Origin of the sequence: Bacteroides sp., from assembly GCA_036351255.1 — a bacterium.
Lineage (GTDB): Bacteria > Bacteroidota > Bacteroidia > Bacteroidales > UBA7960 > UBA7960.
In genome coordinates this window covers 1-9,170 of sequence record JAZBOS010000063.1, presented here as the reverse complement: position 1 = coordinate 9,170, position 9,170 = coordinate 1, and the positions used below count along the sequence as shown (strand labels likewise).

Below are 9,170 nucleotides of genomic sequence, written 5' to 3'. Positions count from 1 at the left end.
TTTGTGCGGGGGCTCATCTCGGCTTCCGTACCCACCTGGATGCCCAGCCAACGGTCGGTGCCGCTGAAATGGGTTTGGGTAAAGGGTGTGATCTCGCCCAGCTTCACCTGGAACAGCCCATCGATGACCTGCAGGGTTTTGGTCTCTGTCCACAAGGCCGTACCTCCTGAGCCTATGTCATACAGGGAGAATTTTATGCTCAGGGTGGCATTCACGGGGCTGCCGCCACTGTCATGCAGCCGCCCCTGGAAGTCGATGGTGGATGGCACTGCCGTGGCCTTCTCAGTGGACTCACTTTCACGGGCAGCCTCCTGGGCTAGGGTGCCGATGCTCCATACCAGGGCAAGGGCGAAAAGGATCGGGGTTTTCATAAGTTCAAGGTTTAAGGTTCAAGCCTGCCTGCCGGCAGGCAGGGTTCAAGGTTACTGCCCGGACTCCCTCCGCTGGCCAGCGGAGGGTTGGGGGGAGGTTCTTTGAAAATTGTTGTCAATGTTGTCAATGTTGTCAGGTCAATGATTATTATTCATTGGGGAGATTCTTTGTGTCAATTTGTGTTTTTCATTTGTGTGCATTTGTGGACAGGATTTTTCTCCACAAATGGCCACAAATGTTAAGTTCCACAAATGTTCACAAATCAGGTTTTTCATCTTCTTTCTCATTACTCACCTCTCATCTCTCACTTCTCATCTCTTCCGTCAAGGAACCGAAAAGGCAAAAGGAGACCTTGGGGTCTGCAGGCAGCCCTAAAATCAGGGGATGAGGGTGGACAGGTTATTGGGAGGTCTTACAGCCTGAGGCGCCGACAGGCCCGGTTTCGGGGCAGTGATCGTGGCAAAACTGTTTTAAAAACCCTTTGTGAATGGTTTGCAATAAATATCCGTAGGGTGGGTGAGGCCACCCGGTGAGTGCTGGACAAAACAGTCCAAAGAGCGGACTGAAAGGGAAGATTGATTTGTGAAAGTTAAAAAAAAAATCGATAGGTTGTACCATTCCTTCGTTCAAACTTGATAAAATTATTAAATGGAAATGAAAAATTTAGATTGTAAAACACTAAGTTATTAATAACCAATAGGTTAAAACAAATACTGGCTGATGCTTAAAAAATAAAAATGAAAAAAAATACAATCCCCGGTTTTTCCCGCCGCCCTGAAGCCTGGAAATGCCTTGTTTTTTATTTTAAAAAAGATCATTTTCATATTAAAAAAAGGCATGAAAAGTATACCAGGGTCATACCAAGCTCGTGTCAGGGTCATGCCAGGTTCTTCTGGACACGACGATGGTGGGAGGAAGTAAGAAGTGAGAAGTGAGAAGTGAGAAGTGAGCCAATAAGGGCTGTTGGCTATTAGCTTTAAGCTTTTGGCCAAAAAATCTGCTAATCCTCAGATCTGCTAATCATCTCATTATCACATTATCAAATCATCACATTCTCTCACCTCTCATCTTTCATCTCTCCTCTCTCCTCACTGCGGTACGGAGCTTCCTATCCCGCTGTTGGGATTCCAGATGTTGTTCTTATCCTGGGTCTGCACCTGTCCGTTAAGGTCGAAGTCGCCAGCGCGGTAGCCGCTGAGGCCCGACTGGGGGTTCCAGATGTTGTTCTTGTCCTGGGTCTGCACCTGCCCGTTGGCATCCCCATCGCCGCCAAACATGCCATACAGGCCATTGGCCAGGAGCTTATGGCCGTTGAGGTAGGCCGACTTGTCCTTGCGGGCAAAGGCTTTTTCGAGGGCTTGGGTGAAGTCCCAGCTATAGCCACCCCCTTCATAGGAGAGGCCTTCGGCCGACATCACCGCCAGGTGGTTGCGGTGGCGCACCACTACGAAAAGGTTGTTTTCCACCGCCAGTCCGTGTAAGGAAGGTAGTGAGCTGCCATCGGTCTCGGTGATGGTGCCGTCGCTTTTCAGCAAAAAGGCCTTTGGCCATCCCGGCACGAGGGTTCCTGCATTAGCCTCGGCGGGTGTAGCTGCATCGCGCAGCTCCACCAGCATCCAGTCGACCACCCCGGCTGGAATGGTGGCGACGGCCTCCGTGCCCGAATAATTCCAAGGGGCCTGGTTGAAAGGCTGGGTGAGGGGCAGGTAACCCCCGGTGTTCAGGCTGGTGTTCATACTGGGATCAGTGGGATTGGAAGGTCCTTCAAGAAACACCTTCAGGCTGAGCCAGCCGGGAGGGAAGGGTACGGAAAGGGTGCCCAGGTAATAGCCCGCTAACAGGCGATAGCTGGTACTGATGGCCTCCTGTCCTGAGAGGCCGCCCACCACGCTGCCCTGAAGGGTGTAGCTGGCCGAAGCAGGCGGAGCAGCAGGGTTGGAGCCCGTCGAAAAGGTGTACTGCCGCAAGGTGTAAGACTGGGCCAAAAGCCCGGCACTCATCAGGAGTGTAAGGGTTAAAAATACGATCTTTTTCATGGGAAATTTTTTTAGAGTTGTCATTGTTTTCGTTGTTTTCGTTGTTGTCAGGTTTGGGGTTAGTAGTTTGGGGTTCAGGGGTTTAGAAAAAATTAATCAAAAATCGTTAATCGTTAATCTGAGATCAAAAGGTCTCGGGTTTCGATTGTCAGGTTTCGGGTGTCAGGTCATTAGTCATTGGTCATTGGTCTTTCAACTCCTCAACTCCTCAACTTTTCAACGGGTTCCAGGTTTCAGAGCTTCTCCGCTGGCCTGTGGATTTTGCCCCATGCTCCATGCCCCTTGCCCCATGCCAATAAGGGCTGTTGGCTATTAGCTTTTAGCTTTTGGCCAAAAAATCTGCTAATCCTCAAATCCTCAAATCTGCTATTCATCTCATTATTTCATTATCACATTACCAAATTATCACATCATCACATTCACTCATCACTTCTCTCCCTTTCCAGGGCTTCAATCCGCATGAGCAGGGCATTGATGATCTTTTGCTGTTCGATGATCTGAAGCTGGAGGTTCTCGACAGTCTCCACGGTTTCAAAGGCCATGCGGGTCATGTCCGTCACCTCGCCGTTTTCCTGTTTCTCCTGTTCGGCAGAGGTGATCCAGGGCAGGTGTTTCTCTTTGAGCAGGAATTCTTCCACCTGGATGGGGCTAAGGGCTTCATAGCTTTCCTCAAAAACGAAGTCGGGCTTGGTGTAAGCGCTTCCATTAGCTGAGCCAGCCGTTCCGCCATAATACACGCTGCCTGTGGCACGGATGTCACCTGTTACGTCGAAGGCATAGGCGGGGTTTGTGGTTCCAACGCCCACCTTTCCCCCGTTGGGTTGAAGCAGGATGGGCTGCCGCCTGGCGTCAGAGGCACGGTAACAGTCGAAGATCAGCCCACTCGACAAAAAATAGAGATTGGCAAAGTCGCCTTCTGCTGTTCCGATCTTTAATGCATTTCCAGCCCCATCTGCGTTTGCTACCAACAGTCTCCCTGCCTGTGTACTGCTGCCCACTACAAGTCGGCTCGAAATGTCGGCCTGGCCCATCACCGAAAGGGCATTGGCAGGACTACTGGTTCCAATGCCTACATTGCCGTTTTTTAAAACGGTCATTGCATTTGAAAGAGCAGAAGAAGTTCCGTTTCCAATGACAAAAAGTCTGTCGGCTGCATTCCAGCTATTAATGCTTGCTGGTGTATAAGCAGTGTTGTATGTGCCAATTACTGTTTCAAAGGCTGATGGTGCGTTAGTGAAATTGCCCAAGGCCGTTGAATTGTTCCCTGAAGCATTGGTGAAATAACCTATTGCGGTGGAAGTATGTCCCGAAGCGATGGATGAATAACCCATAGCGGTGGAACTTATTCCAGTGGCTTCGGTGCCAAAACCCATTGCAAAAGAACTGATTTCCGAGGCAGTTGTACCCAAGCCCATTGCGGTGGAGGCTTCTCCCGAAGCGATTGTGCCAGAACCCATTGCAGTGGAACTTTCTCCTGAAGCGATTGTGCGGGACCCCATAGCCGTAGAACCATCACCAATGTTGTCTATATCCCATTGCGTTCCATTCACAACACCGGCTCTGAAGGCTGCTTTATCAGGATACCACATCATCCGGGTGCCTGCACCCGATACCGGGGGGTTCCCGGGATCTGTTGGTTTATGCGCTCCAACAAACAATACATTTCCCTGGCCTTGCTCAATCCCATATGCCTGCAATAAGGCAGTTGGGGCGCTGGTTCCAATTCCAACATTGCCACTAACATAAAAATTTCCTCCTTCAAAATAGCCTGAATAGCCGCTTCCTGAGTTGGTTTTCCCTCTGATTCCAATACCAAGGCCACAATCCAAAGATGCATAACCAAATACCCCAGAGAAATAGTCTGTCCCGTTTGTTTCTCCCACAATACCATTACCCGACAGGGATGCACCACCTATTGCTGCACCTGCTGCAGTGTTGGTTATTTTAAAAGCTTCACCTTCTGAGAAGGATAAAACTTGATTAAAGGGTAGACTTAATGTTGCGTCAGGGATAGTTTCCCAGGATGCCAGTCCGTTGGCATCAGAGGTAAGCACTTTTCCCTTGCCCGGGCTGCCGCCGGTTATTTTTACTTGTCCGCCGACTTCGAGTTTATTTTCAGGGTTGTCAATCCCGATGCCTGTATTGCCATTTTTCAGAATGGTTAAGGCATTACTTCGAGTGCTCTCATTTAATCCATTACCAATAGAAAAAAGACGGTCTGTTCCGACCCAATCATTAATACTTGAAGGCGTGTAATTTGTCGTATAACTTCCAATAGCCGTTTCATTTCTTGTAACAGCATTGACTTCTACTCCCATTGCAATTGATGAATTACCAGAGGCAGTCGAACCCGCTCCCACAGCAAAGGAAAAAATTCCTGATGCAATAGTATTGACTCCCAAAGCGGTGGACACGTGTCCGCTGGCAATTGTGGCTTGTCCAAAGGCGGTTGAAAAGTAACCAATGTTTTCTGCATCCCAACCCGTATTGTAAGCTTCTCCAGCTCTAAAAGCAGCCTTATCGGGATACCACATCATGCGCGTACCACCACCTGATGCCGGGGGTGCACCTGCATTTTTTTCTGTGTATTTGCAAGTTCCAACAAATAAAACATTCCCTTCGCCAATGTCTGTGCCATAGGTGTGCAAAAGTGCAGTAGGGTTTGCTGTTCCAAATCCTGCATTTCCGTTCTTCAGGATGGTCAATGCATTGTTTCTCAAGGAAGATGAAGCGCCATTGCCAATTACGAAAAGCCTGTCCGTATCCATCCAGCCATTAGGGTCATAAGGCGAATATTCAGAATTATAACGGCCAATGGCAGTTTCCATATAAGATGGGGCGATGGTGTAAAATCCCGATGCGGATGAAAATTTTCCCGAAGCGATGGTGTTTCTGCCCATAGCGGTGGAATAATCCCCTGAAGCGGTTGTGGAATAACCCATAGCCACAGAAAAGAATCCTGTATTAGCCTGGTCCCACTGGCTGCCGCTTACATATCCAGCCCTGAATGCAGCCTTGTCGGGATACCACATCATCCGGGTTCCAACACCTGTTGCAGGAGGTTCGCCGGGGTCTGTTAATTTAAACCCTCCGGCAAACAAAACATTCCCTTCGCCAGTGCCTGTTCCGTAAGCATGCAACAGGGCCGCCGGAATGGTGGTGCCGATCCCTACATTTCCTGCATTATAGTAAATATGGTCTCCCGATAAGGTCCAAACATTGCTGGCATCGCCCGACTGCAGGGCATAAGCCACGCTGGAGAACTTCGTGCGCGGGCTCATCTCGGCCTCTGATCCTACCTGTATGCCCAGCCAGCGGCTGTCGCTCTCGGCAAAAAAATCGGGACTTAAGGGGTTAAACGTTCCAAGGGTGACCTGGAATAAACCATCCGAAACTTCGACTGCAGTGTGCGTTTCCGCCCAAAAGGGAACGCCACCCGCTTCCAGGTCATAAATCGCAAAGGTAATATTCAGGTTTGCATTCACCGGGCTGCCCCCACTGTCGTGCAGCCGCCCCTGGAAACCGATGGTGGTGGGGACCGCTTTAGCGGTTTTGTCGTTTTCATCTCCCCTGGCTACTTCCTGGGCCAGGATGCCGGTGCCCCATACCAGGGCAAGGGCGAGAATCATCAGGGATCTCATAAGTTCAATGTTTAAGGTTCAAGGTTCAAGGTTAGGGGTTCGGGGTTTGGGGTTTGAGGTTTAAAGTTCAAGGTTTAAGGTTTAAGCTTGCCTGCCGGCAGGCAGGGTTTAAGGTTACTTCCCGGGCTCCCCCTTTGGAGAGCTTGTCTCGCCTCAGGCGAGGGTTTGGGGGGAGGTTCTTTGAGAATTGTTGTCAATGTTGTCAATGTTGTCAATGTTGTCAGGTTTCAGGTTTTGGGTTTTGGGTTTGGGGTTTGAGGTTTGAGGTCTTGACCATACCCCTTGCCAATAAGGGTTGCTGGCTCATCTCTCACTTCTCATCTCTCCTCCAGGCTTTCCAGCGCTCTTTCCAGGCGTTCCAGGCGGGCGTTAAGCTGGCTGTTTCTTTGTATGAGTTCTTCGTTTTTATTCTTGAGTTCAATAATCGATTTGTTCTGTTCGATGATCTGCAGCTGGAGGTTCTCGACGGTCTCCACGGTTTCAAAGGCCATGCGGGTCATGTCCGTCACCTCGCCGTTTTCCTGTTTCTCCTGTTCGGCAGAGGTGATCCAGGGCAGGTGTTTCTCTTTGAGCAGGAACTCCTCCACCTCAAAGGGGTCAAGGGCATCATAGCTTTCCTCAAAAACATAGTCGGGCTTGGTGTAAGCGGTTCCATTGGCTGAACCAGCCGTTCCGCCATAATACACACTGCCGGTGGCCCTGATATTTCCGTTCACATCCAGGTCGTACATGGGTACCCACGTCCTGATCCCTACTTTATTGGATCTGGAAGGGTTCATAACAATGTCTTCTCCTTCAGCCATGCCCTGGATGGCAAGGGGATGGCCGGAGAAAGAAAAATCAAGGATGTTCCCATCGGTGCGCAGGGCGATCCATTGCCCGCTGGTTTTTGCGAGCTGGATGCGGCTGTTGCCAATGACCTCCAATTTATAGGCTGGATTATCTGTACCCAGGCCTGTGTTGCCGTTTTTCAGGATGGTCAGGGCGTTGCTGAGTTCGTCATGGGCTGTTCCGTTTCCAACAACGAAAAGGCGGTCTCCTGGTTCCCATGAATCTTCTCCGGTCGGACTGTAGGCTGTATTATAACTTCCCAGAACCGTTTCAGCAAAAGAAAGGGCTGTAGTATTTCTACCCAGGGCCATTGAATATCTGGCGGAAGCGGTTGTTGCTACACCGATGGCTGTTGACATATATCCTGAAGCATCTGTTACATAACCCATTGCCGTGGCATAAGCCCCCGCGTTGGTATGATATCCCATTGCTGTAGAATATGCACCGGCGGTTGTATTATAACCCATTGCTACTGAATTTGCTCCGATATAGGGACGGTCCCATTGAATGCCTTCTACCGTACCTGCGCGGAAAGCTCCTCTGTCAGGATACCACATCATGCGGGTGCCTGCCCCGGATACCGGGGGATCGCCAAAATCCATTGATTTTTTTTGTCCGACAAAAACCACATTTCCCCCACCAATGCCAGTGCCGTGGGTATGTAAAAGCGCGGAGGGGCTTTGCGTTCCAATGCCGGTATTTCCTTCAACGAAAAAACGGCCTCCCTGGAAATAACCCGAAAACCCCCCGGGTGCATTTGCATGTCCATAAATGGCTATTCCTGAGCCTGAAGTAGCACTTGAAAAACCAACTATTCCACGCCCGGATGTGCCGGTTAATAATCCATAAACCCCAACGCCAGAGGTGCTTAGACCATAGATTCCGATATTTGCAGTTTCTTCGTCCGTGCTGGTATTTTCAACCTGGAAGGCTGCTTGCGATGCACTCACACTTCCTGAAAAAGGCAAGGTTAATCCGGCAGGTGTTTGCCAGGAGGCAAGTCCGCTCGGATCCGAGGTAAGGACTTTTCCTGCTCCGGGATTGCCGCCGGTAATTTTGACCTGGCCGCCGACTTCCAGCTTGTTCGCAGGGTTGCTGATCCCAATGCCGGTATTGCCGTTTTTAAGGATGGTCAGGGCATTGCTCCGGGCATTGAATTCTGTGCCGTTGGCAACCACAAAAAGCCGGTCGGATGGCTCCCAGGAGTTTATTCCGGCGGGGGTGTAGTTGGTGTTATATTTTCCGAAAACGGTTTCACAATAAGACGGGGCATTTGAATAATAACCGAAAGCTGTTGCAAAATCCCCGGAGGCGGTGGTTCCGCTTCCCATAGCGAAGGAACTGCTTCCTGATGCGGTGGCAGAACTGCCCATGGCCACGGAATTATTCCCCGTAGCATCGGTCAGCGATCCCATGGCCACGGCATAACTTCCCTCCGCCGTGCTGCCATAACCCAAGGCGGAAGCATAGGAGCCACTGGCGATGGTGTTGTCGCCAAAGGCCACGGTTCCATAGCCTGAAGCGGTGGTGTTTTTCCCCATCGCCACCGAGAAGTGTCCCATGCTGGCTGAGTTCCATTGCGTGCCGTTCACCATCCCAAGCCTGAATATGGCTTTGTCAGGGTACCACATGAGCCGTGTGCCGGCACCGGACACAGGAGGGAAGATGCCGCCCGAGGATTTGTATTCGCCCACAAACAGGACGTTGCCCTGGTCTGTGCCTGTTCCATGGGTATGGAGCAGTGCCAAAGGAGCAGTGATGCCGATGCCCACATTCCCTGTCCGGCCAATGGCATCGGTAGGGTTGGGGTTTCCTTCCCAGCTGGGGTCAGTCTCCAGAGCCTGCAGGGCGTAACCCACGCTTGAGATTTTTGTTCGGGGGCTCATTTCTGCCTCGGTGCCCACCTTCATGCCCAACCATCGGTCGGTGCCGCTGAAATGGCTTGGAGTAAAAGGAGTTACCTCTCCCAGCTTCACCTGGAACAGGCCATCAGCGACCTGTACCGACTTTGTCTCCGTCCACAGGGCCGTGCCGCCCGACAGCACATCGTAAAGTGAAAACGTGATGTCGAGGGTGGCATTCACCGGGCTGCCACCACTGTCGTGCAGCCGCCCCTGGAAATCGATGGTAGTGGGGACCGCTTTAGCGGTTTTGTCGTTTTCATCTTCCCTGGCCAATTCCTGGGCCAGGATGCCGGTGCCCCATACCAGGGCAAGGGCGAAAAGGATGGGCGTCTTCATTGGTTTAAGTTTTTTTGTTGTCATTCCTGCCTGCTGGCAGGCAGGGTTAT

Annotated in this window: 4 protein-coding genes; all 4 read right to left on the bottom strand. The window is 50.9% G+C overall.

Translation table 11 applies throughout. The features are described from left to right. On the bottom strand, nucleotides 1-371 hold a 371-nt coding region (locus V2I46_06055), incomplete at its 3' end, for a hypothetical protein (GenBank protein ID MEE4177057.1). Between the two features lie 1,089 nt (nucleotides 372-1,460). Continuing rightward, a complete protein-coding gene (locus V2I46_06050; GenBank protein MEE4177056.1) occupies nucleotides 1,461-2,408 on the bottom strand; it encodes a hypothetical protein in 948 nt (315 codons plus the stop codon). A 419-nt stretch (nucleotides 2,409-2,827) separates the two neighbouring features. Beyond that, a complete protein-coding gene (locus tag V2I46_06045) occupies nucleotides 2,828-6,049 on the bottom strand; it encodes a hypothetical protein (protein ID MEE4177055.1) in 3,222 nt (1,073 codons plus the stop codon). A gap of 317 nt (nucleotides 6,050-6,366) precedes the next feature. Continuing rightward, a complete protein-coding gene (locus V2I46_06040; GenBank protein ID MEE4177054.1) occupies nucleotides 6,367-9,120 on the bottom strand; it encodes a hypothetical protein in 2,754 nt (917 codons plus the stop codon). Between the last annotated feature and the right edge of the window lie 50 nt (nucleotides 9,121-9,170).